Raw genomic sequence first — 25,182 nt, forward strand, 5'->3', positions numbered from 1 at the left:
GGATCGCTAATGAGTATCGCGATACCAGTGCATGATCGCGGCTTCTTTCAGCATGGACTCCTCATCCCGAGCCGGCAACCAGTTTTCGTGGCTGGCGGCGGCGTTAATCAGGAAGTCCATCCAGGTCAGGTGACTGCGCAGGACCCGCTTGTGCCGGTGCGGAACCAGCGGATTGAAAAAGCCGTCGAGTCTCAGCAACTGACGGGGCCGCTTGCGAATCCAGCGCCAGGAGCCCATTTCCAGTGTCAGGGGCAGGAACACACCGGCATTTTCGCGATTGACCTGTTTGTAGAAGTAATCCCACAAGTCGCCATGGGTGAGATAGTGGCGGGACTGGGGCTCGAAACGGTAGTCGTGATTCGGGTATGACTGCTCCCAGATAAGCTTCAGCGCCATAACCGATGCGACTCGACGCATGGGTCGACGCCGGTAGGCGTAGGGAAACCAGATCTGGTCCTGCATCCCGAATCCGGAATGGCAGTCCAGTGCCACACTGAACGGCCGCCCCGGCAGCAGCTGTTTTATGACCGCCTCAAGAGCCAGGTTTTCGGGCTCCATGCCCTGTTCGGGGTCACCGGTGTACCACGGCAATCGGGGTGAAATTCTCTGGCCGCCGAGCAGGAATGCGCTACGTTCCTGAGCCTGGATCGGCGCATTGCGCATCAGGTCTACGCCGTTGGGATTACTGCGCTGATTCAGGTACATACCGCCCGGGTTAAGGATCGGCAAAAGGGTAATTCGAACCTTCTGCAACAACCCCAGCAAATGTTCGTCCCAGGTCACTCTGGCGAGTAGCGACTTCAGCCAGGCCATCACTACCTGGCTTCCAATGCGTTCAAGCCCGTGCACGCCGCCAACAAGCAATACCGCTGGCACATCGGGCCGGGAAGATCCGATATCTACACGGTAGATGGGCAAGGAGAGGTCCTTGAGGGCGACCCGCTCCACCACTTCGGTTGTGATGAAATCCGGCGCTTCCGCCAGGATGCGCTCCAGGCCAACGAGCTCCGGCAGGAAGGTTCTCAGTAGCCTTCGCTGACGCCCATCCCGGGAGGCCTGCTCGTGGCTGATTGATGTGTGAGGTGTCAGGTCGCGCAGCTCTGTCATGCTGTTCTCCGGGTTCAGGTACCCGGAGTGTATCCATCGATTACTACACCTTCTTGACAGTTCTCCCGGGGCATAATGTGTCTCTTTTAAAGACGCATTTGGAATACGTCCTTGTAACTGAGCTGAGGTTCGTTATCCTTACAGTTAAGTATTAACCGAGACCTCGTGATTTGTTCGACCTTAACAGCGACCATGAAAGAGCTGTTTTCCCGATCCCTATGGATCGCGGTCCCCTCGTATCGGCACTAACACCGACAACACCCTCCAAAAATCACAAACCCTGAAAAGGAGAAGTGACTATGCGAAAGCTTAAGTCTGCTGCACTGCTTTGCGCGCTATCCGTACCTGTCGCGGCCCAGGCCAATTGCGGCGAGGTATCCATTACCGAAATGAACTGGGCGTCCAACACGGTCGTCACCAACGTGGCCACCTTCATCATGGAGCAGGGTTACGGCTGTGACGTCACCATCGTTCCTTCCGATACCGTTCCGGCGGTAACTTCCGTTGCCGAAAACGGTGAGCCTGACATCGTCACCGAGCTGTGGCTGAACTCCGCGGGCGAGGCCTACCTGCGTCTGGAAGAACAGGGCAAAGTGGAGCGCCTTGGCAAGGTTCTCGATCCGGGCGGTGTTGAAGGCTGGTGGATTCCCACCTACCTCGCGGAAGAGCATCCGGAGCTGAAGACCATCGAGGGCATCATGGCCAATCCTGAGCTCGTTGGCGGCACCTTCAACAATTGCCCGGACGGCTGGGGCTGCCGAGTTGTGAGTGACAACCTGGTTCGCGCCCTGGATCTGGAAGAGTCCGGCATTGACGTATTCAACCATGGTTCCGGTGAGACCCTGGCGTCCTCCATGGCGTCCGCTGTCCAGAACAAAGAGCCCTGGTTCGGCTACTACTGGGGTCCGACTGTTCCGCTCGGCAAGTACGACATGACCCGGGTTGATCTCGGCGACATCAAGCCGGACGTGCACCAGAAAAACCAGACGCCGGATGTCGACAATCCGGGCGTATCCGACTTCCCGGCGGCAACGGTCCTGACGTCGATCACTACCAGCTTCAAAGAACGCGAGCCGGAAGTGGCCGAGATGCTCAGCAAGCTGACGTTCAAGACCGAGACCATGAGCAGCATCCTGGCCTGGATGGACTCCAACAATGCCTCGGGCGAAGAAGCTGCGGTTTACTACCTCAGCAACAACAGCGACGAGTGGTCAACCTGGCTGAACGACTCCGCACGAGAGCGGTTGGCCAACGTTCTTAACTGATTGACCTGCCCCTCCCGGGGCATCCTTCGGGATGCCCCGGGTCGTTTCCCGAAAACCGTTCTGATTCCAGACGTGCGCAGGAGAGACTGACCGCCCATGGCAACCTACGATTCCCTTTTTTCATCGCTCGGCCTTGAGCAATGGTGCTCGGAAGGCAAAAGCAGCGGCCCCATGTCGATGGCCGACCTGCTGAATAAAACCAAGGGAGAGAGCGCCGAACCGGCCTCTATATGGGAACTCCCGTTTCCGTCCATGGACGCCCTGAACGAATCCTGCTCCGCCTTCCCCCAGTCCCGGGAACTTACCAAGGGCCTGGAACAGGGATTTCTGGCAATAAAGGACAGCCTGAGTCTGGTTCTCGATCCATTGACCCAGCCTCTTAGCTGGTTCCTGGATGGCGCACTTTACGCCATGCTGAACACGCCCTGGTGGATCGTGATTCCACTGTTACTGGCGGTTGTTTACGTGGTCACCAAATCCTGGAAACTGATGCTCTTTGTAGGCGGCAGTATCGTGCTACTGGCCTTCATCGACCATTACGATTACGCCATGCAAACACTGGCGATCATTTTTGTATGTGCCTTCCTCTGTGTCTTGCTGGGGGTACCCATAGGCATCGCCATGGCACGCAGCAATTCCCTGCAACGGATGATCATACCGGTGCTGGACATGCTGCAGACGCTGCCACCTTTTGTGTATCTGATCCCGCTTATCTTCCTGTTCAGTGTTACCGAATCAAAGCTGTACGGCATCGCCATCATCCTCTACGCGATTGTTCCTGTGATCCGGCTGACGAACCTGGGCATCCGGCTGGTAGACAAGGACGTGATTGAGGCCGCAGACGCCTTTGGCATGACGCCCCGACAGAAACTCTACAAGGTGCAGATCCCGTTGGCGCTGCCCAACATCATGGCAGGGGTTAACCAGACCATCATGATGAGTCTTGCAATGGTTGTTATCGCATCCCTGGTTTCCGCGCCCGGGCTTGGCGTTCTGGTCCTGCGGGGCATCCGTAATCTGGAACTGGGTGTTGGCCTGGTATCCGGCCTTGGCATCGTGATCCTGGCGGTTATTCTCGACAGGGTAACCAAGGCGTCCCTGGCACGAATTAACGTCTCCCAGAAGCAGTGAGGAAAGCCCCCATGGCAAAAGACATCAAGATTTCGATCCGGAACCTTTACAAGATCTTCGGCCCGACCCCGGATGTTGCCCTGGAGTATGTTCGCAAGGGCATGGGCAAAGCCGATCTGCTGGAGCAGCAGCGACACGTACTCGGTCTGCGTGATATCAACGTGGACATCCACGATGGCGAGATCACGGTCATCATGGGCCTTTCCGGCTCCGGAAAGTCCACACTCATCCGGCACCTGAACCGACTGATCGACCCCACGGCCGGCGAAATCCGTGTCGATGGCGAAGACATCATGAGCTACAGCGAAGAGCAGCTGCGAAAGCTTCGCCGCGAGCGGATGTCGATGGTGTTCCAGAAGTTTGCCCTGCTGCCCCACAAAACCGTGCTCGAGAACGCCGGCATGGCCAAGGACATTCGCGGCTATACGACATCGGACTTTGAGGCCGACGCCCGAAAATGGCTCGCGCGGGTTGGTCTGGAGGGTAACGAATACCAGTATCCACACCAGCTGTCCGGTGGCATGCAACAGCGGGTGGGCATCGCCCGAGCCCTGGTGTCCGACGCCCCGATCATGTTGATGGACGAAGCTTTCTCGGCACTGGATCCGCTGATTCGGTCCGATATGCAGGACCTGTTGCTGGAGCTCCAGGAAGAACTGCAGAAAACCATCGTGTTCATCACCCATGATCTTGATGAGGCCTTGAAACTGGCCGACCACCTGGTCATCCTGAAAGATGGCGAAGTAGTGCAGCAGGGAGATCCCCAGGAAATCCTGCTCAATCCCGGCGATCCCTACATCGTCGACTTCATCAGCGATATCAATCGGGCACGGGTGCTGAGGGTACGATCGGTCATGAGTCCCCCGGATGACGGTGACTCCACGTTCGCCGGTGACATCTCGGAAAAGGACAACCTTGAAACGGTACTGCTGAAATCCGACGGGGATATGTCTCTGAATTTCCGGGTAGTCCGGGACGATCAGCACGTGGGCACCCTGCACATGAAAGACCTCGCCCGGGCGCTGGTGCCGACCGCCGCGTCGGCTGACAGGAACAAAACCGCAGCCTAGGGGCTTTTAGCCATTACAAAACCGCGACCAGGGTCTATGCTTCAGGGAGAGCCGACGTCATCGGCATCCCGGTTTTATCACCATGGCAAAAACCCTGGTTCTTTCCATCGCGCTCTTTCTTGCCGCCTGCTCGCAGCCAGAGGACCCGCCACCGCTGGTTCCTGAAACAGCGGCAAAGGCAACGAAGACCGCTCCCGCTGCGCCGGCTCCCACAGAGCCGCGCCAAAGCGTTGTCATTGCCGCTGATCCCTGGTGTCCTCACAATTGTATAGCCGGCTCCGAGCACGAAGGCTATATGATAGATATTGCCAGGGAGGCGTTTGGCCTCTACGGTATCAATGTCGAGTACGTGAACATGAGCTGGGCGCGGGCCCTGCAACAGGCCCGGGACGGGTATATTGATGCGGTTGTCGGAGCCCTTCCGGGGGATGCGCCGGACTTCGTGTTTCCGGACGCCGCTACTGGTTACTCGACGATCGCGCTCTACACGCACCCTGACAACAACTGGCAGTACGCTGGCATCGACTCACTCAGCCAATCCAAGTTGCTGGCGATCAACGGCTACGCTTACTCACCGGAACTGGACAGCTATATCGAGAAGTACCAGGACGATCCGGAGCGGGTCTGGGTGCTGTCCGGGCCGGCACCACTGAGCCGGGCAATCGAACTCCTGCACCAGCAGCGCTCTGACGTATTCCCGGAAGACCGCTATGTGATGCAGTGGCAACTGGAGCAGGAGAACAACACGGAAAGCCTGCGAATGGCCGCGGTGATCCACGAGTCGCCGATCTACGTTGCATTTTCACCGGTCGGCCGTGATTCCGCCCAGCTCGCAGCGCTCCTGTCAGAGGGAGCGAGAGCCCTGCAAAGCAGTGGGCGGGTGGCAGAGATCCTGACGCGCTATGGACTGTCGTGGTCAGACTGAAACGCCCGGATCGACTCACCGCCCGGTGTCGACAACAGCAGTTGGCCCTGCTGCCCGATCCGCACTGAACTCACCTGGTCCAGCAGGTTCAGAAACCGCTCTTCCTGATTCATCAGCGCGGGCGCACAGGCCATCCGTGTTGATGCCAGTGGACCTATAGCCATGCCCTCACCCCTGAGTTCATAGGTGCCAGTGTATCGGTTGCAAGACGCCCTGCCCGCGACCCGATTGCCCTCAAGAAACTCGATCGTGATCCGGGACCGATCGATGATGCCTGCGCCCGCAAGATCCTCAACAACCCAGATTGCGCCCCGTAACAGACGCTGGCGATCACCACCACATCCCCTGAACTCATCATCACCGACCTGCAGGCGCACCTGCGCGGGATATTGAGCCCCGGACATGCTGTCGTCACAGAGCTGACGGGCGACTGTCAGGGTAATGGGGAGATCTGCCAGCGTCGCCACAAATGTCCGCCCATGCCGGTTGGCTGTTTTGACTTCAACCGGTACCCGACGGGTTCCCTGTTCCTCGAAAGGCCGTGTTATCAAGAGCTCACCGCCCTCAAGCGTCGCGTGCCAGAAAGGCTCATTCCCCCGCGCCTCAAACGGCATTTCCAGATCGCCAGGCTGCAAACACTCCGGATAGGTTTGCCCCTTCACTGTCAGGGTAGCTTTTTCACCCTTGCTCCAGAACCGCGTCTGGTCGTCGCCGGGGGCTACGTACAATGCGCCCGAGGCACTTATCTCCGGCTTGAGCAGAATACGTCGATCCAGATAGTCGATGCTGATCAAATCGCTGTCGTCCGTGCCGGAGACGGCAATATCGAGTTGCCCGCAAGCATAGCTCGCGGAAACCGGCTGACTGGTTTTGGATAGAGAGGAGCAGGCGGAGATGGCAAGGCTCGCCGCAGTGACGACGGACAACATCAAAACTCGTCGTGAGTGCATGGTCAGTTCCCTTGTTTGAGCGTCTTTTCGGCCTACAGTTTAGAACCCAACGACCGATGAGGCCACCATGGGCATCTGATGGGACTTCTTATACCGCCCCACCGGCAGTATGCTAGAACGCTGAACCAAGGAGACACCCCATGGCACTGAAACTTTACCAATTTGCCATTTCCCACTACTGCGAAAAAATACGCTGGGCCCTGGGCTACAAGGGGCTCAACTACGAAACGGTGAACCTGCTGCCGGGACAACATGTGAAAACCATCCGGAAACTGACCGGTGAAGCCTCCTCTGTGCCGGTACTGGACCATGACGGCCACGTGGTTCAGGGCTCAGCCGCCATTCTGGATTACCTGGACCAGACGTTTCCCGAGCACCCGCTGACACCGGCAGACCCGGACGTTCGTGAGCAGGCGCTGGCCTGGGAGCGCCGGCTTGACGAGGAAGCGGGGCCGGCTATCCGCTGCTATTCCTACCACCACTTCCTGCAGCGCCCCAAAATTGTGGTGCCCATGCTGGCCGCGGGAACGCCTTTCTATAACCGGATACTGCTCAGCCTTGCTTTCAGCCGGGTTGATGAAGTCATGCGTCAGTGGATGAAGATCAACGAAAAAACCTCTGAAAAGTCCCGCCAGGTCATGGAAGAGTTGCTCACCGAGCTGGCTGCCATCTACGCCGAAAGGCCTTTCCTGGCCGGCGACCAGTTTTCGCGCGCAGACCTGACCGCAGCCGCCCTGTTTGCACCCATGTTCCAGCCCGCACAGTATCCGGTGCCATGGCCGAAAACTGCGCGAATTCCCAAAGACATCAAACATTGGCTGGATCAGTGGCAGCCACAGATCCGGGCTCTGGAAAAAGTGTACGAAGACAACCGTCGACCAGGCTGAGTACCGGATTGTCGGAATCCGTTAGCCAATCTGGCGTGAACCGACATTCCGGTTTCCGGGTTACGTGCCAGAATAAACGGACTTGATGAGGAAACCGGCAGAAACCCGATGGCTTTGACCGACATGATACTGGCCGTACTGGAAGACAGCGGCCTGCTTTCTCTCTGGGCGATGGCTGCGCCGTGGCTGGCGCTGGATGAACGCCAACTGATCTTTGTGATTGCAACACCGGTTTTTGTGGGCGTTACCCTGTGGGAATACCTGAAGATTCGCCACGATCCGCAGCTGATGGATACCCGGGAGGCGGTCAGAAACTTTGCCCTAGGCGCCGGCTATCAGGTGACCGAACTGCTCTTCGCCGGCCTCATTGCCTTCCCTGTCTATGCCCTGTGCTACCACTACCGGCTGTTTGATCTGGAATTGAACGGATTCACCGTGCTGCTGGCTTTTCTGGGGGTGGACTTCTGTTTCTACTGGATGCATAGGGCCAGTCACAGGGTGCGCTGGTTCTGGGCGGCCCATGTGGTTCACCATTCCTCCGAGCGGATGAACTTCTCCACTGCCATGCGCCAGAATGCCACCAACATTTTCAACGGCATGTGGGTGTTCTACCTGCCCCTGGCGCTGCTGGGACTCAATCCTGTCTGGATCGGCGTAGCCTATGCCCTGTCGCTGGTCTACCAGTTCTTTATTCACACCACTTTGGTCGGGAAGCTGCCCGGCTGGATCGAACTGGTGTTCAACACGCCCAGCCATCACCGCGTCCATCATGGCCGAAATCCCGGCTACATCGACCGTAATTACGGCGGCACGCTGATAGTGTGGGATCGCCTGTTCGGCACGTTTGTCGATGAAAATGCCCAGGATCCGCCCGAATACGGCATCACCCGGCCTGTTCGCTCCAGTAACCTGATTGTGCTCTGGACCCACGAATACGTGGACCTGTTCCGCGACATGGCACAGCCCGGCGGATTATTGTCTCGCCTTACCCATCTATGGAAACCGCCGGAGTGGCAACGCCCGGCTGCGGAGAAAAACAACAAGGAACCGGGTCGTGACAACGAACGAACACCCTCTGACGCTGAGCAGTGGTGATGACCACAGCATAGCCGGAACAGTCTTTACCCCGACGGCTCCCACCGGCCTTCTGATCATCAGCCACGGCATGGCCGAGCATGGCGACCGCTACCAGTCCCTCGCTCGCTGGCTCTGCGAACGCGGCATGGCCGTTATCACCTTTCACCACCGGGGCCATGGCCCGAATTCAGGAGTCGAGAACCTGGGGCACTATGCGGACCAGAACGGCTGGGCAAGCGTATTGGCCGACCTGCACCAGGTGGTCCAGCACGCCCGTTCACAGTTTCCCGGGCTGCCGGTCAACCTGCTGGGCCACAGCATGGGCTCGTTCATTGCCCAGGGTTACGCCCAGAGATACGGTGATTCCCTGGATACCCTGATCCTGAGCGCCACCAACCGGATTGATCGAGGCCAGCTATTGGCATCCCGGGCCCTGATCGGCCTGATCCGACTGCTCCGGGGCAAGCGGCACCGCAGCCCGTTGATTACCCGCATGACCTTTGAGCAGTTCAATCGCCGGTTCCGCCCCAACCGGACCCATGCCGATTGGCTCAGCCGCGATCCGCACCAGGTTGACGCCTACGTTGCCGATCCGCTTTGCGGGTTTCAATGCTCAACCGGGCTCTGGCTGGATTTTATCGGCGGCATGCTGGCCATCAAGCCGCCGACCTGGCGCAAAGACCTGCCTGTGCACCTGTTCTCTGGAACAGCGGACGCGGTTGGTGAAATGGGCCGCGGCGTGCGCCAGCACTTTCAGGCCATTCGAGAGGCGGGTGTTGGCCATGTGACCCTGAGGTTGTTTGAGGGCGGGCGCCATGAGATGCTCAACGAAACCAACCGGGACGAGGTGTGGCAATACTTGCATTCCCTGTGCCTGCATAGGGACAATGCGTCTGCCCAATCAACCGCCGAACAGAAAGCCCTGCTCCATGCCAGAGCCCCATGAACGCCGCACCAGAATCTGCCACCCAATAACCCGGGCTTTCGCCTGCCTGTGCGTGTTGTTCAGTTTTGCTTCCGGAGCCATCGCCGGCGAAGTCAGTATTGGTGTGGCCGCAAACTTCACCGACACCACCCGGGAACTGACCAGGCACTTTGAAGCGGAAACCGGTCACCGGGTGTCCGCCAGCTTTGGCTCTACCGGCAAACTTTACGCCCAGATCAGGAACGGCGCGCCCTTCGACGTATTCATGGCGGCCGACGTGCTCAGGCCAGAGCTGATAGAAGAGGCGCAGGCCGGGGTCAACGGAACCCGCTTTACCTATGCCCGGGGCAAGCTGGTGCTCTGGAGCCCGACGCCCGATGCGTTTGAGGATGCCCCGCGCTATCTGGAGCAGCAGCCCTTCGCCAGGCTGGCCATCGCCAACCCGAAAACCGCACCCTATGGCCTGGCTGCTCAGCAGGTTCTTGAGCACATCGGCCAATGGCAACCGTTACAACCGAAACTGGTCCGCGGTGATTCCATAGCCCAGACGTTCCAGTTTGTTGTCAGTCGCAATGCCCAGGCCGGTTTCGTGGCCGCTTCCCAGGTCAAAGTCTGGGACGAGGATGCCGGCACCCTATGGCAGGTGCCTCAGGCCTATTACCAGCCCATTGACCAGCAGGCCATCCTGCTGAACCGGGGCGCCAGCAATGAAGCAGCCCGCGCCTGGATGGATTTCCTGAAATCCGATACGGCCATCGGCATCATCCGGAGCTATGGTTACGACCAAGGACATGACGCGATCAACTGATGTTTGAAACCTACTGGGATCCAGTCTGGCTGACCCTGAAACTGGCCACGACAACCACTCTGCTGCTGTTGCTGATAGGCACGCCCATCGCCTGGTGGCTCGCCAGAACCCGGCACTGGCTGCGCCAGCCGGTGGCGGCCGTGGTCGCGCTGCCTCTGGTTTTGCCGCCAACGGTCCTTGGCTTTTACCTGCTGCTGGTGATGGGGCCAGAAGGCTGGGTTGGCCAGGTCACCCAGTCGCTCGGCATCGGGCTGTTGCCGTTTACCTTCGAGGGTCTGGTGGTGGCTTCCGTGATCTATTCCCTGCCGTTTACGGTGCAACCGCTGCAGAATGCCTTCGAGTCGGTTGGCGACCGTTTCCTCGAGGTCGCTGCCACGCTTCGCGCCGCGCCCTGGGATCGCTTCCTGTTTGTTGCCGTGCCCCTTGCCCGCAACGGTTTCCTCACTGCCGCCGTACTGACCTTCGCCCATACCATTGGCGAGTTCGGCGTGATTCTGATGATCGGGGGTAACATTCCCGGGGAAACCAAAGTTCTCTCCGTTGCTATCTATGACCACGTGGAATCCCTCGAATACACCGAGGCACACTGGCTTTCTGCCGGCATGGTGGTGTTCTCCTTCGTGGTTCTGGTCACCCTCTACGCTCTCAACGGTAAGGCCCGGTCGGGAGCACTGAGATGAGCGAAAAGAAAAGCATCTCTGCCCGCTTCCGTTGCGCGTTTCCCGGGTTTGGTCTGGACGTTGACCTGACCCTGCCCGGCACGGGCATCACCGCCCTGTTCGGGCATTCCGGCTGCGGCAAGACCACTGTTTTGCGCTGTATGGCGGGCCTTCACCGCGCAGAGGGAGCCATGACCGTTCTCGACGAACACTGGCAAAGCGCTGATACTTTCCTGCCGGTTCATAAACGTCCCCTCGCCTATGTATTCCAGGAAACCCACCTGTTTCCCCATCTGACCGTGCGCAAGAATCTTGAATTCGGATACCGGCGTATTCCGGCCACGGACCGGCAGATCGGGTTTGACGAGGCAGTGAACTGGCTGGGACTCGGCGGCCACCTGGACCGTATGCCCGCAGGCCTGTCCGGGGGCGAGCGCCAGCGGGTAGCGATAGCCCGCGCGCTGCTGACCAGTCCCCGGCTGTTACTTATGGACGAACCGATGTCAGCCCTGGACAAAGCCAGCAAACACGACATCCTGCCCTATCTGGAGCGTCTTAGGGACGCCCTGGCCATCCCGATCGTATATGTCTCCCACTCTACCGCAGAGGTGGCCCGGCTCGCCGACCATCTGGTGGTCATGGAGGACGGCAAGGTGTTAGCCAGCGGGCCGACCCGGGAGACACTTGCACGCATGGATAACCCGTTCCGTCTCGAGGACGACGCGGGCGTGCTTGTGGAGGGGACAATAAGAGAACTGGATCAGCGCTGGCACCTGGCGCGCTTTGAGTTCGACGGTGGCTCCCTGTGGCTGCGCCGGGACAACGGCATGAAAATCGGGGATCGGGTCCGGATCCAGTTGCTGTCCCGGGACATCAGCCTGGCTCTGGAAGAGAACCCTGACCAGAGCATCCAGAACCTGGTTCCGGCAACCATTGACCGGATTGAGCCGGACGTTACCCCCGGCGTCAGTATCGTCCGCCTGCTCGCCGGACCCACACCGGTCATGTCCCGACTGACCACCCGGGCTGTTGACCAGCTGGCTCTGGAACCCGGCCGGCAGGTGTGGATGCAGATCAAGTCCGTGGCCCTGGCCGACTGACACCGGCGCCCCTGCCCCAACCAGAAAGGCCGCTGATATCAGCGGCCTTTCTTGCTACATCGATGCTCTGCTATACGGAGACTCAGCGGGTGCCGTACACCACCATCGTTTTGCCCTTGACCCGAACCAGGCCCTGATCTTCCAGGGTCTTCAGAACCCGTCCAACCATCTCCCGGGAACAACCCACGATACGGCCGATTTCCTGGCGGGTAATCTTGATCTGCATGCCGTCCGGGTGGGTCATGGCATCCGGTTCCTTGCAGAGATCCAGCAGGGTGCGGGCGACCCGACCGGTCACATCCAGGAACGCGAGATCACCCACCTTGCGCGTGGTCTGGCGGAGGCGGGAAGCCATCTGCTCACCAATGAAATACAGAACCCTGGGATCCTGCTGGGCAATCTCACGGAATTTGGTGTAGCTGATCTCCGCCACTTCGCACTCGGTCTTGGCCTTTACCCAGGCGCTGCGGGAATCCATGTTGTCGAACAGTCCCATTTCACCGAAAAAGTCACCGGCGTTCAGGTAGGCCATGATCATCTCGCGACCATCGTCGTCTTCAATGATAACCGTCACCGAGCCTTTGACGATGTAGAACAGGGAATCGCTCTTGTCCCCGGCATAGATAATCGTGCTCTTGGCTGGGTAACGGCGGCGATGGCACTGCGAAAGGAAATAGTCGAGATGCTTTGTTTTCTGCTCAACCGGCTTGACGATAGTGGCCATAATGCGAGTCGTGCCTCCTCAGATACTGGCGGGTCCCAATGTTTGTTATGCACCCGGCTTTCCTTGCGGGTTCGTTCTTTTTTACTGCAAAACTGCGCAACTTATAACAAGAAGGTCTGTTGCGGGCAACCGGAAAGAGTATACAACATGTATCCGAGATCGGCCTGCCTGGCGAAGCCGGTTGTGCTAGCATCCGGCCACAGGTCATCTTTATCGGGGCCAACACACCAGTTGGTCCCGCGTCATCACAACGGAGAGTCGTCCCATGAAAGCAACCGTAGACTGGACCGGCAACGCCAGTTTCAAAGCCACCAGCGGCAGTGGCCACAGCGTGCAGCTTGATGGCCCGCCAGACCACGGCGGTGAGAACCTGGGCCCGCGCCCCATGGAAATGCTGCTGATGGGGCTCGGAGGCTGTTCGGCGTTCGACGTCATGAGCATCCTGAAGAAAAGCCGCCAGGACGTGACCGCTTGCCACGCCGAGCTCGAAGCAGAGCGGGCCGACGCGGTTCCGGCGGTGTTTACACGCATTCACCTGCACTTCGTAGTAACCGGAAACAGCCTGAAAGACAATCTGGTCAAGCGGGCCGTAGGCCTGTCGGCAGAAAAGTACTGCTCCGCATCTATCATGCTTGAGAAGGCCGGCGTCGAGATCAGTCACAGCTACGAGGTTCACCAGGCGTCATAACACGTGTGAGAAATCTCGCCAGGGCCGCTCATGGACCGATTCCCCGGGCCGGATGCAGGGGAAATCACGAATGCTAAAATGTCATTGCGAATACTATTCAACGTCACTTGCGGTGTGCATAATACGCACCCTCTCCGCCGGTCTGCGCAAAAGGTGAACAACCCGGTCAGTAGTCGGTGGCGGCCTCGGCAGAGCTCAGCAATGCAGCTCTGCAGTCATTCATCTCCACGATCCGGAGGGGCTGAGCATGGAATCAAAACTCCAGCTGCATGGTTTCAACAACCTGACCAAATCCCTGAGCTTTAACATCTACGACATCTGTTATGCGCAGACCGAAGAACAACGCAAGGCCTATATCGACTACATCGACGAGATGTACAACGCCGAGCGCCTGACCCAGATTCTGACCGACGTCGTCAAGATTATCGGCGCCAACGTTCTTAACATCGCGCGTCAGGACTACGAGCCCCATGGCGCATCTGTCACCATGCTGATCGCCGAGCACGAGCTCACCAATGGCGAAGAGCCCGACAACGAAGAGTCTCCCGGACCGCTGCCGGATACCATCGTGGCCCACCTGGACAAGAGTCACGTCACGGTGCACACCTACCCGGAAAGCCATCCCCACGATGGCGTGAGCACCTTCCGCGCTGACATCGACGTATCCACCTGTGGCCTGATCTCACCGCTGAAAGTGCTGAACTACCTGATCCACAGCTTTGATTCTGATGTCGTTACCGTGGACTACCGGGTTCGCGGCTTTACCCGTGATGTGGACGGCACCAAGCACTACATTGATCACGATATCAATTCGATCCAGAACTACCTGACCGAAGATACCCAGAACGCGTATCAGATGATCGATGTGAACGTGTACCAGGAGAACCTGTTCCACACCAAGATGATGCTGAAGAACTTCAACCTCGATAACTATGTGTTCGGGGTGAACGCCGGTGATCTTGATCCCGCCGAAGCGCAGTCCATCGAGGACCGTCTGCGTCGGGAAATGCTGGAAATCTTCTATTCCCGCAACGTCGAATGATCGCCTCCTGTGGCGCCCCGCCCGGGGCGTCACGGGTCCTTCAGTTTTTTTGATGTCACCCCCCAGATTTCTGCGTTTTATTCTCTCCTCCCATCCCGTTTAAATAGAGCCAAGAGCTAACGAGAGGAGGACATCATGACCCTGCGCTCCCTGAAACAGATCATACCCGCCCTGGAAACGTCCGACGGTGCCGGCGTGCGCATCAAGCGTTCCATTGGCCAGCAACAGAACATTCGCCTTGACCCGTTCCTGATGCTGGACGAGTTTGGTTCCGCCGAGGCCGCCGACTATATCGCAGGCTTCCCCTCGCACCCCCATCGGGGGTTCGAAACCGTGACCTATATGATCGAGGGGCACATGCTGCATGAAGATCATCTCGGAAACCGGGGCGACCTGCGCAATGGTGGTGTGCAATGGATGACCGCCGGTCGCGGCATCATCCATTCGGAGATGCCCCAGCAGGAAGAAGGCGTGATGCGCGGTTTTCAGCTCTGGCTGAACCTGCCAGCGGCGGAAAAAATGACGAAGGCCGGCTACCGGGACATCCAGCCGGAAGAGATTCCGGAGCTTGCCTTCGACGGTGGCAAACTGAAGCTCATTGCCGGCTCATTACAGATCGATGGCCAGGCCCATGCAGGGGCGATGCCCGATCGCACCACCCAGCCGATCTACGCGGATATTCACCTGGCATCCGATGGGAGCCTGAGACTGCTCCTTCCGGAAGGCCACAACGCCATGCTCTATCTTTACGAGGGTAGCGCGAGCCTGGGGGAAAGCTCGCTGCAGCGAAGCGCCGCCAACGTTCTTTCCGACGACGGCGACCAGATCGAACTCCATGCGGGGCAAGCCGGAGCGCGACTCCTGCTGATTGCCGGCAAACCGATCGGCGAGCCGGTGGTCCAGTATGGTCCGTTTGTGATGAATACCCGAGAAGAGATCGAACAGACGCTCCGGGATTACCGGGATGGACGCCTGACGGCCTGACGGCCTCAGGCAAACGGCTTTCTTGCCATCAGCCGCTGCACCATCGGCCGTACGATCAGGTCCATGGCCAGCGGCATTTTTGTGCCCGGAACCACCAGGGTGTCGTGTCTCGACAGGCTGCTGCCTGCAATCACCTGCAGCAGATAGGGAAAGTCCACCTCTGACTGATCCCGGAACCGGATCACCAGCATGCTTTCGTCCTCAGTGGGAACTTCCCGGACGACAAAGGGGTTGGAAGTATCGACCAGGGGAATGCGCTGGAAATTGATGTGGGTGTGCGAGAATTGGGGCACGATGTCGTGCACATAGTCATCCATGCGGTTGATGATAGTTTCCACCACCGCCTCCTGGCTGTAGCCCCGCTTGTGCGTGTCCCGGTGGATCTTCTGGATCCATTCAAGATTCACAATCGGAACCACACCGATCAGCAGGTCCACATACTGGGCGATATTGCAGGTTTCGCTGACCACACCCCCATGAAGCCCCTCGTAAAACAGCAGATCGGTATCGGCGGGCAAAGGCCCCCAGGGCGTGAAGGTGCCGGGCTTGTGCCCGGCTTCAACCAGCCTGCGATCCTCATCGTGAACGTATTGACGATACCGACCGTTGCCGGTGTGGCCGTAGTCGTAGAACAGTGCTTCCAGCTTGTCGATGTGATTGGCGGCCAGCGCAAAGTGGTTGCGCTCACCGAACTGGCCCTTGGCCGCAAGCCTGGCCATCTGTTCACGGTTGTAGCGATGGAAACTGTCACCGCTGACCATTGCGGCGTTCAGCCCCTCACTGGCAAACATCCGGCTGAAAATCTGGCCGGTGGTCGTGGTGCCCGCTCCGGACGAACCGGTAACCGCGATGATGGGATGACGTTTTGACATAGAGGCAGGTTGCCGGAATCAGGTTAGGCTGTCGAGCAGACGGGGTTTTTCAACCACGAAGCCCTGAGCGTAGTCCACACCCAGCTGTCGGAGCATGTCCAGAACGTCCCGGGATTCAACCTGGGAGGCAATCACTTCCCGGTTCATGTAGTGGGCCATATCCACCATTGAGCGCACCATTGCCCGGTCAGTCTCGCTGGTCGACAGCTGGCCGGTAAAGGCGCTGTCGATCTTAATCAGGTCTACCGGTAACGAACGCATGAACTCGAACGAACTGGGGCCACTGCCAAAGTTGCCGAGACAGAACCGGCAGCCAAGTTCTTTCATCTCAATGATGAAGTCTGCCACTGACTGGACGTCGTTAATCGCCGAGGCCTCGGTAATCTCGAACCACAGCCGCTCGATAGGCGCATCTTTCTCACTCAGCTTTTCGTAGATGAACTCCAGCAGCGACTGGTCATTCATGGAATAGCCGGACAGGTTGATGCAGACGCCGCCGAAATGCCTCGGGTCCGGCGCCTGTTCCCTGAGCCAGTCCAGCATGTGACCAACAACCCAGCGATCCACGGCCTGCATACGGTCATAACGCTCGGCCATGCGCACGAAGTCCCGACCGGTAATGAGGTTGCCCTCGTCATCGTACATGCTGATCAGCACCTCATACTGCGCAGCCATGGAGGACTTCGCATGCAGAGGGATGATCTTCTGGCAACGCAGCAGCATGCGCTCCTCATTCAGGTCGCTGAGGCTGGCAACCTTGGCGGCAATCTGCTCCTGACGGGCCTGGTCATCGGCGTCCAGGGCATACTCCGAAACCTTCCCGTGGCCCTGCTGGCGAGACGCGGCAAGCGCCTGCTCCGACGCCCGTAACCAGCGTTCAGCACTGACCAGGGCCGGCAACGTGGGGACCACACCGGCGCTGGCTGAGAGCCGGTAGTCGCGACCACCAAAACTGAACTCGGCGGCCTCCACTGCCCGGATGAGATCTCTTGCCGCGTCGCTGGCACTCTCGGACGGCACCAGCATGGCAAACTCATTGCCCGCAAGTCTGGCCACGGGCATACCGTCACCGACGTGGCTGCGCAGGATATCGGCAACCCGCTTCAGGGTCTCATCACCGGCCTGGTAGCCGGCGGTGTCGTTCAGCAGGCGGAACCTGCGGAGATCCAGGCGCACGAGGGAGCGCTCATCCTCCCGACGGGCCAACTGCTGATCGAGCATGCGCTCGAATTCGCGACGCCCGAGAAGGCCGGTCAATTCATCATGGGTGGAGGCCCAGGACAACTGGTCATAGACCTTGCGGACCATGCGATCGATACTCTCGTCCACCAGCGGGCGTTCATACTGGCTATCAGGCACGATGATGCCTTTTCGCATCTGCCGGGCCAGGGACTCCAGCTCCAATTCCACCACTCGCATGCCCTGGTGATTCACAAAGACAAAGCGGCTGAAACCGCGGGCCACCCAGACCAGACGAATGTACTGGGGTTCGTCCGGTTTTTCCTGGTCGCGAAGCCAGTCGCCGGTTCGCAATTTCTGCGCCCGGTTGATCCAGCGCTGAAGACTTCGTTGCTCCCGGTCGGACAGTTTTCTGGCATCCGGTTGCTCCGGTTTTGCCACTGGCACTTCAACCAGTTCGGGGCTTTTTTGCGGACTGCGAACCAGGAACTGCTTGAGCTCGTCCCGGATTTGCGAAGAAGGCATGTGGTTGCTGGAAATAGAGGCCAGACCATCCTGGATTACCCGCAGCAGCTCGGGCAGATTAATGGAGCTGTTCGGATCATCAGCGAAGGATAGGAGCGAATCGATAACGGCCAGGTAATCATGCCACAGCTGGCTGTCAGGCCCCTGCCGGATCCAGGTCAGCGAAAGCAGATCCCGCCAGCCACCATCCAACAGGCTGATTACCGCCTTTGGCACCTTGCGCCCACCCAGTTTGTTGTCCAGAACATCGGCCACAGCCTTTTTTGACTCGGCTACCTTCTGGGCCCCCTCTGCGGCCGCTGTCACTCGCTCGACATTCCGGCGATAGACAAGATTCTGGCGATCAATCAGGGTGTCCAGTTCCTGGACCGTTTGCTCGAATACCCCGGTGTCCTGCTCGAAGTCCGTTGTAATGCGCTCTACCAGCTCATCCACGCGACGCTGAACCACCGGATTGATGCGCCCGCCCTTTACCCCTAGCTGGGCCAGACGGTTCATCACCCCGCGTACCGGGCTATCCTGATCGTCAAAGAACGCAGGGTCCCTCATGACAACTTTGAGAACGGGCACTTCCAGCTGCCGCATGCGCTGCTGGGCATACTCGCTGAGCTTCGGGCTTTCCACCACCGATTTGAAAAACCGGTCGACCACATCGACCGTTTCCTGCTGTTCTTCATCCAGCCGGTTATCACCGCTTGCCTTTACTTTCTCTACCACCCGCTCCTTCAGGGGAGCCAGCTCCTCGCCAGTATCCACGGGCTGAGATTGCAGCTGCTGGAGTTCTCGCTGGAATTCTCCGGACGACAGAGGCCTGGCATTGGGCTGGAACGGCAAAGGCTCCGGATCGCCCCGGGCCACACGGCTCGCGCTCAGGGTATTCAGCAGGTTACGCACCGTGGCGAACGCAGTCTGGGCCGCCTGGGCATAACCCCGAAACTCGCCCCCCAGCATGCCGGCTCTGCGACGAGACTGGGGCTGTCCGGCGTCTTCGGCACCCGCCTTCGGCTTTGACTCTGCAGCAGCACTCTCCGCGGCAACCGGCTCGGGCTCCGCGGGCTCTTGTTGTGTCTCCGGCTTTGCCCCGGCCTGCTCGCTCAGATACTTGCTGAGATCCAGGTCCGGCAGAACACCGTGACGAATCAGAATATCGTTGAGTTCTTTGTAAAGAGGTCCCAGCTGTTGCAACACGGTCTGCTCAAAGACCCGCAGACAGACTTTCTCCACCTCCCGGGTCGCCTTGAGCTGGCTGAGGCCATTATGGAAGGCTTCGCAGACCAGGGAGGGCCCGAGGGGATTGTGGTGTCCCGTGGCGTTCGCGATGCCAAGTTTGTCCAGGCGAAGCTTGAGCTGCAGCAGATCGCCCCGATACTGGGTATCCGCCTTGGTCACCATCACCCGGATCGTCAACCAGTCCTCGAATTCGCCCTTGTCGACCACGGACAGCTCGGACCCCGGAAACCCCTTGGGGGCGGGCTTAAGTGGTGATTCCAGGCTGCGAGCCATCTGATGCCAGATGACCCGTTGCCGGGCCTGAATCTGGCCCGAAGCATCCATGTATTCATTGGCCTGCTGATCATTTACCGCTCTCTGGGCCGCCAGTTTGAGACCCTCCACCATTTGCACGAAACAGGCGTCCATCAACGGCTCGATAAACTGGGTCACCGCCTTGGCGGACTGGTGCAGGACAAACTGTACGCGGTCACTGGGCGCGCGGAGCGAGGAGCGATCCTGACTTCGGGAGCCCCCGCATTGCTGCAGCATGGCATCCACGGCTACCGGGTTGGGCCTGCTGAAATTGACCCCCATGGCGCCATCGATGCGACGGACAATACTGACATGAAGCTCGTGGCGGCGCGCACCATCCAGACCCCGAAAACGTATCACCAGTTCTGGGGGTATGCCGGAAGCAAACGCCCGATCCAGCTTCTTCGAGGTTTCACCCGAATAGCGGACGAACAGACCCTCCGCACAGAAATCGGCGATCTGACACGGCCAGGCTTCACCGGTTCCCAGATCAATCTGGGCGGCAAGCTTGATTGGTTGGCGGGGGCTGCTACGACGTTCTCTCGGATCCATGAACTACCTGATATCTCGCAAAGCCGGAACGATCACCGAACACAGCGCCCGGTACCGGCTCACGTCCCTGAAACGATGGCGGATGCCACCGGCTGCTACTATAGAGATCATGATTGTACTATAGCGGCCTGGCCCCCACAGGCAAACCAATCCACTATAACATCCTGACCCATGAAACAGCTTAGTCAGATCTATCTACTTTTGCTACTGGTAACAATGCTTAACGGCTGTTCGACCATTGGCTACTATTCGCAGGCTGTCAGTGGCCATCTCTCCCTGATGATGTCGGCGGAACCGGTCGACGACATTCTCTCCGACACCTCAACGCCGGTGGACCTTCGGGGAAAACTCACGGTAGCGCAACAGGCCCGGGAATTCGCCGGTCAACGACTGGCCCTGCCGGTGGGAGAAGCCTTCAGCGACTACGTGGATCTCGACAGACCCTGGGTAGTGGTGAACCTGGTGGCTGTGCCGGAGTTCTCCCTGGAACCGCACCGCTGGTGCTATCCGGTGCTCGGCTGTCAGGCCTACCGGGGATACTACAGCCTGGCGGATGCGCGTGCCGAGGAGTCGCAGTTTCGCAACAAGGGCTTCGACACGTTTATCGGCGGCGTGACGGCCTATTCCACCCTCGGCTGGTTCGATGACCCCCTGCACACCGGCTTTACCCGACTGGCGGAGGATCGCATGGTCGCCCTGATGTTCCATGAGCTGGCACACCGGGTGGTCTACATCGCCGATGACACGGCATTTAACGAAAGCTTTGCCACCGCGGTGGAGCTGGAAGGGCTCAGGCTCTGGCTATCGGACCAGGGCAAACCCGGCCAGTTCGAGGAGGCACTGGACCGCCTGGCTCGCCGAAACCAGACGCTCTCCCTGGTCGAAGACTTCAGTGCCCGGCTGGACGTTCTTTATGCTCAGCAGGACGTCTTGCCAGACCAGCAACTGCGGAATCGCAAGGCGGCCATTTACCAAGAGCTGGCTCTTGCCTATCAGGAACTTTCCGCAGAGTGGTCCGAACCGGGCCCGTTCGGACCGGTACCAGTCAGCCTGAACAATGCCAACCTGGCGCTGTTTCGTCAGTACAACCAGCACGTACCGGCGTTCCGTCAGATGCTTCGGAATGCAGGCTACGACTTTGCGGACTTTTACAAGGCCGTCAAGACGCTGTCAGAGCAACCGGAACCCCAGAGGACTGAACATCTGGCCGCCCTGTCAGAGCGGTTTGAAGAACACCTTTGAGTTCCGCTGGGTGTTATAGGCAGCCAGCTTCGGCCCGGGCAGGGCCTGCACTGTCGAAGGCTGGAAGCCCCGCTCCCGGAACCAGTGCTCCGTCTGGGTGGTGAGCACGAACAGCTTCTGGATACCCTGCCCCCTGGCCAGCTTCTCCACCATTGCCAGAATCTCATCGCCCCGCCCGGCCCGGCGATAGGTCGGGTCTACCGCGAAGCAGGACAACTCGCCGGCACCCTCTTCAGGGTAGCTGTACAGAGCGGCACAGCCCACGATAGTGCCGTCGCGCTCCGCCACAACAAAGCGGTCAATCTCGGTTTCCAGCATCTCCCGGGAGCGGCGAACCAGAATGCCCTGCTCTTCCAGCGGCTGGATCAGTTCCAGAATCCCGCCGATGTCCTCGACCCGGGCCTGGCGGAACTGCTCGTAGTGATCACCACTGACCAACGTGCCGGCGCCATCCCGCGTGAAGAGCTCCTTCAGCAGGGCGCCGTCATCCACATAGCTGATGATGTGGGCGCGACGCACACCCTTCACACAGGCATCACAGGCAGCTCGCAGCAAGTCGGCATCGTGACCGGTCACCGCACCGGCCGCCAGACGATCGGACGCCTGGCGCGCCGACAGCTCCCGGATCAAAGTACCGTCCTCTTCCTGTAACCCGGGATCATCAATAAACACCATCAGCTTCTCGGCCTGCAGTGCCGCTGCCACCTGGCTGCCAACATCCTCGTAGGAGAGGTTGAAGGCATCCCCGGTGGGCGAATAGCCCATGGGCGGCAACAGGACAATGTGACCAAGCTCCAGCAGTTTCTCGATCCCGGCCACATCCACCCGGCGCACCTTGCCGGTATGGCCAAAATCAATACCGTCGAGCACACCCACGGGCTTGGCAGCCACATAGTTGCCGCCACTCACCCGGATACGGGCATTATGCATCGGCGAATTCACCAAACCCATGGAAAGGTGGCTCTCCAGGTAGGCACGCAGGCCACCGACGGCCTCCATCACCATGCTGAGGTGCTCTTGCGGCGTAATCCGCAAACCTTTTGAAAACGACGATTCGATTCCTGCAGCATCCAGCCGCGTCTGGATTTGCGGGCGGGCTCCAAAGGCAACGACCAGCCGCACACCAAGACTGCTCAGCAGCGCGATGTCATGGATGATGTTGATGAAATTCCCGTGTTCAATCGCATCCCCCGGAATGGTCAATACCACCGTCCGCCCGCGATGGGCGTTGATGTAAGGGGATGAATGGCGGAATCCATGCAGCCAGTCGTTTGATTTCAAACCTTTCTCCTGGTCTCTCGTTATCTTCTAAAGGCAGGTACTTTATCTTGAGGAGTTTGCCGAGTCCTGTCGAGGAGGGTGTGCCAAAACACGCCCGTAAATACGTCCCTGTAGGGCTCGGTCGCGCCATCCCTGGCGCTCCACGGTTTTGGCACACCCTCCCCGCCAGGACTCTCCGCAGGCGTCGGAAGTGCCTGCGCCACACTCAGAGACAGAACTGTCGGATCAGCCCTCGCAGTACTTGAACGGTTGGATCAAGCTGGGACAGCTCGATAAATTCATCGGGCTGGTGCGCCTGATCGATAGATCCGGGCCCCATGACCAGGGTTTCCAGGCCGAGCTTCTGGAGCCAGGGCGCTTCCGTGGCGAAGGCAACGGCATGAGCGGTATGGCCAGTCAGTTTCTCGCAGGCTTTGACCAGAGCGGCATCGGCCGGAGTTTCGAAGGGCGGAACCCCGTCAAAGAGCGGCTCGAATTCCAGGGACAGTTCCCGGCGGTCCGCGATCGGCTGAACCTTGCTCAGGATGGCCTGGCGCAGGGTTTCCATGTTCATGCCCGGCAAGGGGCGCAGATCAAAGTGCAGCTCACACTGGGCACAGATACGGTTTGGATTGTCACCACCGTGGATGCAGCCAAGGTTCAGGGTTGGAAACTGTACCTCGAAGTTCGGGTTCCGGTACTTTTCCTGCCAGCCTGACCGGAGTGCCAGCAACTCGGTGAGCGCTTCGTGCATCCCTTCCATGGCGTTGCGGCCGAGGGCCGGGTTGGAGGAATGACCGGACTGGCCCTCGAATTTCAGGCGCTCCATCATGATGCCCTTGTGCATGCGCACCGGTTTCAGGCTGGTTGGCTCGCCGATGACCGCGTAGCGGGCCTTGGGCTTGCCAGCTTCGGCCAGGGCCCGGGCGCCGTCCATGGAGCTCTCTTCGTCGGCGGTGGCCAGTATGATCAGGGGCTGTTTGAGATTTTCGTCCACAAAGGCCCTTGCTGCTTCAATGGCCAGCGGGAAAAAGCCTTTCATGTCGCAGGTACCCAGCCCGTACCAGCGATTGTCCCGCTCGGTCAGGGTAAAGGGATCGCTCTGCCAACGTTTGTCATCAAAGGGCACCGTATCGGTATGGCCGGACAAGACAAGGCCACCTGGGCCACTGCCCAGGGTTCCGATCAGGTTGAATTTTCCGGGCATGCCGGGCACTTCCAGAATTTCCACGGCAAACCCGAGGGCTTCGAGCCACTCCGCCAGGGTTCGCACCACGGGCTCGTTACTATGATCCCATTTTGCCGACGCGCTGCTGATGGAAGGCAGAGATATCAGGCGGGCAAGCATGTCACGAATGCCCGGCACCACTGCGGATTTGCTATCGGACTGCGACATAGTTTCCTCTCAGATTCCCACTGGAATCATTGTGCACGGCCACGCCGCCAAACCTCAAAGTTGGTAATCGCCCGGATCAACATCGGGTAGGCGACTTCACCGCCAGCGATAACCCGGGCCACTTCCAGCTCGCGTTCGCTGACGCTCACCAGACGACCCTCAACAACATTGTCATTTGAGAGGGTTACACGAACCTGCCGGTCAATCCATTGTTCAGCGGTTTCAAGACTCGCCGGATACCAGGTTTCGATCTCAGGATCCTCACGAGGCACCACCGGCTCGACGGCCACGTCCGGTGTTTCCTGAACAACCGGCTCGGCCTCGGCCAGATAGACGTCCGGCACGCCTGCACCGTTGTAACGAACCGGCCAGCTCATGCCCGCACCCTCGTTTTCAGCCGTTCTCACGGGCACCCCGAGCAGTGGCTGAGCCGGCTGCACATTTACCGTGAGCTCACCGCCCTCCAGCAACCACTGCCGGTACAACGCTTTCAGCTGGTCACTGGCGGCCAGGCCCCGGGCCTCAAGCCCGGCAGACAGCGCCTGCACTGCGCGCCCGGCCCATTCTCCGGTTTCGATACCGGCTTCGCGGGCGCAATAGGCGGCGATGCGACGCATCAGGCCACCATCACGCAAGGTCAGCGTCATCGGCTCGGCGCCACCGGAAACGGTCAGCTCGGCATCCTGGATCCGGATTCGGGCATCACGCCAGTCCAGCTCCAGACTGCCGGTGCTGACGGTATTCAGCTCAGCATGAAGATTGCCCGGAGTCTGTCGCACGAAGCCATCTCCGGCGAGAGCTGTGATGCCCATGCGGATCAGGTCACCGCTACCCAGCTGTTGGCGCGGATCTGGCGCGCAGGAAAGAGCAAACAAGGCCGGATCGCCCTCGCTGTTGGCGCCTTCTGCGGTGACCCAGTTACGAAGCATGGTCGGGTCGAGGGTCAGGCCAAGGCCGTCGAGTCGCAAGGTCCATTGTTCCGGCATGCCAGCCGGGTCGAACAGGACAGAGAGCAAGCTGACGGGTGAGCCGGTATCAAGCTCCACCCTCGCCATGTCCATAGGCTGGGTGAGCTCGAAATCCTGCCAGCTGGCGTCGTTGAGAACCAACCGGCCCTCGACGCCGGAACTGATGCTGCCCCTGTGCAGAACACCGTGGGGCTCCAGCGCCTGTCTCGCCTCGGCCATGCGCTGATCCGCCAGCCACCAGACCCCCGCCTTGAATGCGGCAAAGCCGACCAGAACCAGTATTACCAGCGTCGCAAGCAGGCGCTTCATCCGGAGACTCCTT

General features: G+C 59.4%; 22 protein-coding genes. 14 read left to right on the forward strand and 8 right to left on the reverse strand.

Translation table 11 applies throughout. The features are described from left to right. Nucleotides 1–6 precede the first annotated feature (6 nt). The gene (locus ACGK9W_RS14525) at nt 7–1,107 is read right to left on the reverse strand and encodes a M14 family zinc carboxypeptidase (protein ID WP_092030508.1); all 1,101 of its coding nucleotides are present in this window, start codon (nt 1,105–1,107) and stop codon (nt 7–9) included. 299 nt (nt 1,108–1,406) lie between these two features. Here ACGK9W_RS14525 and ACGK9W_RS14530 point away from each other — a divergent pair, with 299 nt between their 5' ends. The 4 genes from ACGK9W_RS14530 to ACGK9W_RS14545 all read left to right on the forward strand — a co-directional run bounded on the left by ACGK9W_RS14530 (nt 1,407) and on the right by ACGK9W_RS14545 (nt 5,498). Then, complete coding sequence (locus ACGK9W_RS14530; protein WP_008173409.1) at nt 1,407–2,372, forward strand: ABC transporter substrate-binding protein; 966 nt, start codon at nt 1,407–1,409, stop codon at nt 2,370–2,372. A 96-nt stretch (nt 2,373–2,468) separates the two neighbouring features. Further along, nucleotides 2,469–3,503, forward strand: a complete 1,035-nt coding sequence (locus ACGK9W_RS14535; RefSeq protein ID WP_008173411.1) for a proline/glycine betaine ABC transporter permease — start codon at nt 2,469–2,471, stop codon at nt 3,501–3,503. Between the two features lie 11 nt (nt 3,504–3,514). After that, entirely contained in the window at nt 3,515–4,573 is a 1,059-nt protein-coding gene (locus ACGK9W_RS14540; RefSeq protein WP_008173413.1) for a glycine betaine/L-proline ABC transporter ATP-binding protein, read from the forward strand. Nucleotides 4,574–4,655: 82 nt separating this feature from the next. Next, a complete protein-coding gene (locus tag ACGK9W_RS14545; protein ID WP_405417267.1) occupies nt 4,656–5,498 on the forward strand; it encodes a substrate-binding periplasmic protein in 843 nt (280 codons plus the stop codon). Here ACGK9W_RS14545 and ACGK9W_RS14550 read toward each other — a convergent pair. Beyond that, complete coding sequence (locus ACGK9W_RS14550) at nt 5,474–6,448, reverse strand: META domain-containing protein (protein ID WP_405417269.1); 975 nt, start codon at nt 6,446–6,448, stop codon at nt 5,474–5,476. The two genes, ACGK9W_RS14545 and ACGK9W_RS14550, sit on opposite strands and share 25 nt — an antisense overlap. A 140-nt stretch (nt 6,449–6,588) precedes the next feature. On the opposite strand from ACGK9W_RS14550, the gene ACGK9W_RS14555 reads away from it, so the two are divergent. From ACGK9W_RS14555 to modC, 6 genes are all read left to right on the forward strand, one after another. Then, nucleotides 6,589–7,335: a glutathione S-transferase family protein gene (locus tag ACGK9W_RS14555; protein ID WP_405417271.1), complete on the forward strand. Its 747-nt coding sequence runs from the start codon at nt 6,589–6,591 to the stop codon at nt 7,333–7,335. A gap of 108 nt (nt 7,336–7,443) precedes the next feature. Then, nucleotides 7,444–8,430: a sterol desaturase family protein gene (locus ACGK9W_RS14560; protein ID WP_405417273.1), complete on the forward strand. Its 987-nt coding sequence runs from the start codon at nt 7,444–7,446 to the stop codon at nt 8,428–8,430. Further along, the gene (locus tag ACGK9W_RS14565; RefSeq protein ID WP_062786061.1) at nt 8,390–9,358 is read left to right on the forward strand and encodes an alpha/beta hydrolase; all 969 of its coding nucleotides are present in this window, start codon (nt 8,390–8,392) and stop codon (nt 9,356–9,358) included. The genes ACGK9W_RS14560 and ACGK9W_RS14565 overlap by 41 nt, the downstream gene beginning before the upstream one ends. Next, nucleotides 9,342–10,145, forward strand: coding sequence for a molybdate ABC transporter substrate-binding protein (gene modA / locus ACGK9W_RS14570; RefSeq protein ID WP_405417275.1), 804 nt, complete (start codon nt 9,342–9,344; stop codon nt 10,143–10,145). The genes ACGK9W_RS14565 and modA overlap by 17 nt, the downstream gene beginning before the upstream one ends. After that, nucleotides 10,145–10,825, forward strand: a complete 681-nt coding sequence (modB, locus tag ACGK9W_RS14575) for a molybdate ABC transporter permease subunit (protein WP_008173425.1) — start codon at nt 10,145–10,147, stop codon at nt 10,823–10,825. The genes modA and modB overlap by 1 nt, the downstream gene beginning before the upstream one ends. Then, a complete protein-coding gene (gene modC, locus ACGK9W_RS14580) occupies nt 10,822–11,904 on the forward strand; it encodes a molybdenum ABC transporter ATP-binding protein (RefSeq protein WP_008173427.1) in 1,083 nt (360 codons plus the stop codon). Before modB ends, modC begins: the two co-directional genes overlap by 4 nt. 82 nt (nt 11,905–11,986) lie before the next feature. Here the strand turns inward: modC and crp are convergent, their stop codons facing one another. Next, nucleotides 11,987–12,628: a cAMP-activated global transcriptional regulator CRP gene (gene crp, locus ACGK9W_RS14585; protein ID WP_007153756.1), complete on the reverse strand. Its 642-nt coding sequence runs from the start codon at nt 12,626–12,628 to the stop codon at nt 11,987–11,989. A gap of 265 nt (nt 12,629–12,893) precedes the next feature. Between crp and ACGK9W_RS14590 the strand changes: the two genes are divergently transcribed. The 3 genes from ACGK9W_RS14590 (at nt 12,894) to ACGK9W_RS14600 (ending at nt 15,342) form a co-directional block, all read left to right on the forward strand. Beyond that, nucleotides 12,894–13,316 carry an OsmC family protein gene (locus ACGK9W_RS14590; RefSeq protein WP_008173433.1) on the forward strand — a complete coding sequence of 141 codons (423 nt, stop codon included), beginning with the start codon at nt 12,894–12,896 and terminating at the stop codon, nt 13,314–13,316. A 247-nt stretch (nt 13,317–13,563) separates the two neighbouring features. Further along, nucleotides 13,564–14,358 carry an adenosylmethionine decarboxylase gene (gene speD, locus ACGK9W_RS14595; protein WP_008173437.1) on the forward strand — a complete coding sequence of 265 codons (795 nt, stop codon included), beginning with the start codon at nt 13,564–13,566 and terminating at the stop codon, nt 14,356–14,358. Between the two features lie 135 nt (nt 14,359–14,493). Further along, a complete protein-coding gene (locus ACGK9W_RS14600; RefSeq protein WP_008173439.1) occupies nt 14,494–15,342 on the forward strand; it encodes a pirin family protein in 849 nt (282 codons plus the stop codon). A 5-nt stretch (nt 15,343–15,347) separates the two neighbouring features. Here the strand turns inward: ACGK9W_RS14600 and ACGK9W_RS14605 are convergent, their stop codons facing one another. Further along, nucleotides 15,348–16,214 carry a phosphoribulokinase gene (locus tag ACGK9W_RS14605; RefSeq protein ID WP_008173441.1) on the reverse strand — a complete coding sequence of 289 codons (867 nt, stop codon included), beginning with the start codon at nt 16,212–16,214 and terminating at the stop codon, nt 15,348–15,350. An 18-nt stretch (nt 16,215–16,232) separates the two neighbouring features. Further along, nucleotides 16,233–19,994 (reverse strand): DUF1631 family protein, encoded by a 3,762-nt coding sequence (locus tag ACGK9W_RS14610; RefSeq protein ID WP_008173443.1) that lies wholly within the window; start codon nt 19,992–19,994, stop codon nt 16,233–16,235. Nucleotides 19,995–20,165: 171 nt separating this feature from the next. Here ACGK9W_RS14610 and ACGK9W_RS14615 point away from each other — a divergent pair, with 171 nt between their 5' ends. Further along, nucleotides 20,166–21,236, forward strand: a complete 1,071-nt coding sequence (locus tag ACGK9W_RS14615) for an aminopeptidase (protein WP_039881999.1) — start codon at nt 20,166–20,168, stop codon at nt 21,234–21,236. Here the strand turns inward: ACGK9W_RS14615 and argA are convergent. The 3 genes from argA to ACGK9W_RS14630 form a co-directional block, all read right to left on the reverse strand. After that, on the reverse strand, nt 21,210–22,517 hold the full coding sequence (gene argA, locus ACGK9W_RS14620; RefSeq protein WP_008173448.1) for an amino-acid N-acetyltransferase: 1,308 nt from the start codon (nt 22,515–22,517) through the stop codon (nt 21,210–21,212). The two genes, ACGK9W_RS14615 and argA, sit on opposite strands and share 27 nt — an antisense overlap. Nucleotides 22,518–22,722: 205 nt before the next feature. Beyond that, nucleotides 22,723–23,892, reverse strand: a complete 1,170-nt coding sequence (gene argE, locus ACGK9W_RS14625; RefSeq protein ID WP_405417280.1) for an acetylornithine deacetylase — start codon at nt 23,890–23,892, stop codon at nt 22,723–22,725. Nucleotides 23,893–23,918: 26 nt separating this feature from the next. Continuing rightward, nucleotides 23,919–25,169, reverse strand: a complete 1,251-nt coding sequence (locus ACGK9W_RS14630) for an acetylornithine deacetylase (protein ID WP_405417282.1) — start codon at nt 25,167–25,169, stop codon at nt 23,919–23,921. Between the last annotated feature and the right edge of the window lie 13 nt (nt 25,170–25,182).

It is taken from the genome of Marinobacter flavimaris (assembly GCF_045057155.1).
Lineage (GTDB): Bacteria > Pseudomonadota > Gammaproteobacteria > Pseudomonadales > Oleiphilaceae > Marinobacter > Marinobacter manganoxydans.